The sequence below is a fragment of the Vibrio sp. Vb1554 genome, from assembly GCF_033344235.1.
On the sequence record NZ_JAWPOJ010000104.1, the window covers coordinates 1 to 1,812 of the forward strand.

The window sequence follows — 1,812 nt, forward strand, 5'->3', positions numbered from 1 at the left end:
CAGGGCTCACTCATGGCTTTGCTGTTTGCTTTGGTGTTCCTCATAGTCCATAGCCCACTTGCTGAGCTGATTTTTGGCTGGAGTGATGCCAGTGCCGAAGTGAAGCACTACGGCATGCAATATTTCTCTATCCGAGTGTGGAGTGCGCCGGCGGCACTGATGAATTTTGTGTTGTTGGGCTGGTTGCTCGGCACGCAAAACTCCAAAGCGCCTATGTGGATGGTGATCATCACCAATGTCACCAACATCGCTCTCGATGTGTTATTTGTGATGGGCTTAGGTTGGAAAGTTGAAGGTGCTGCGATTGCATCCGTGATTGCTGATTACTCAGGCATGGCGTTTGGTTTGGTCTGCGTGTGGAAGACATGGCAAGCACGTCAGTTGCCGTCACCCAAGCAATTACTTGCTGACACTCAGCATGGGCTAGGGCGATTTGTGAAACTCAATCGCGATATCTTTCTTCGTTCATTATGTTTGCAAGCTGCGTTTAGCTTTATGACGTTTCAGGGCGCGAGCTTTGGTGATGATGTTGTCGCGGCAAACGCTGTGTTGATGAGCTTCTTGATGATGATTTCCTACGGCATGGATGGTTTTGCCTACGCGATGGAAGCGATGGTGGGGAAAGCGATTGGCGCGAAAGACCGAGCTCAGCTTAGTGATTCTCTGGTGGGCACATTCTTTTGGAGTCTGATCATCTGCTTAGGGCTTACTGCGGTATTTGGCTTAGCGGGATCGAATTTGATCGCCATGATCACTTCTATTGCGATTGTGCAGCAGCAAGCAGCGATCTATCTACCTTGGCTGGTGGTGATGCCGTTGACATCCATGTGGTGTTTCTTATTCGATGGCATTTTTGTTGGTGCCACCAAAGGTAAAGATATGCGGAACAGTATGTTCGTGGCGACTTGCTGTTTCTTCGTAATCTTCTTTTTGTTCTCTGGCTGGCAAAACCATGCACTGTGGTTTGCGATGACCAGCTTTATGGCAATGCGAGGGATTGGTCTTGGAGTAATATTCTTCTATCAATGGCGTAAAGGAACGTTCCTCGCGTAAATAAAAACAGCAGGTCGAAAACCTGCTGTTTTTGCATTTGGATCATGGCAACCCAAATACTCATTTAACCTCATTATCTCAGCATTGTATGGCTACTAGAACAATCGGTTCAGCCCATTCAATGCCGCTACACGATAGGCTTCAGCCATGGTCGGGTAGTTGAAAGTAGTATTCACGAAGTATTCAATCGTATTGGCTTGGCCTTTTTGTTCCATGATGGCTTGACCAATGTGGATGATTTCCGCTGCACGTTCACCAAAGCAGTGAATGCCGAGAATTTCCTTGGTTTCACGATGGAACAAAATTTTCAAACTGCCGACATCTTTGCCTGCAATTTGCGCACGGGCCAGATGCTTGAAAGAAGAGCGGCCAACTTCATAAGGCACTTTCGCTGCCGTCAGTTCTTGTTCTGTTTTACCAACAGAGCTGATTTCTGGAATGGTGTAGATGCCTGTTGGAATGTCTTCAATCAGATAGTTTTCAGCCTGACCTTTGGTGATCGCTTGTGCGACAAATCGTCCTTGGTCGTAGGCTGCGCTTGCAAGGCTAGGGTAACCAATCACATCACCCACTGCGTAAATGTGCTCAACCGCCGTTTGGTAGTTGCGGTTCACTTTAAGCTGGCCGCGAGAATCCGATTCTAGACCGACGACATCCAAACTGAGTTTGTCGGTGTTACCGGTTCTGCCGTTCGCATACAGCAAACAATCGGCGCGCATTTTCTTGCCTGACTGCAGGTGAATAATGACGCCATCTTCT

The 1,812-nt window shown here is 48.0% G+C and carries 2 protein-coding genes; one reads left to right on the forward strand and one right to left on the reverse strand.

Going from position 1 to position 1,812, the window contains the following annotated elements; translation table 11 throughout:
* Positions 1 to 1,053 (forward strand): MATE family efflux transporter (locus R8N28_RS23975; protein WP_318183518.1); only part of this gene is annotated, 1,053 nt, incomplete at its 5' end.
* A 95-nt stretch (positions 1,054 to 1,148) separates the two neighbouring features.
* On the opposite strand, the gene R8N28_RS23980 is transcribed toward R8N28_RS23975, so the two are convergent.
* On the reverse strand, positions 1,149 to 1,812 hold a 664-nt coding region (locus tag R8N28_RS23980; RefSeq protein WP_318183519.1), incomplete at its 5' end, for an FAD-dependent oxidoreductase.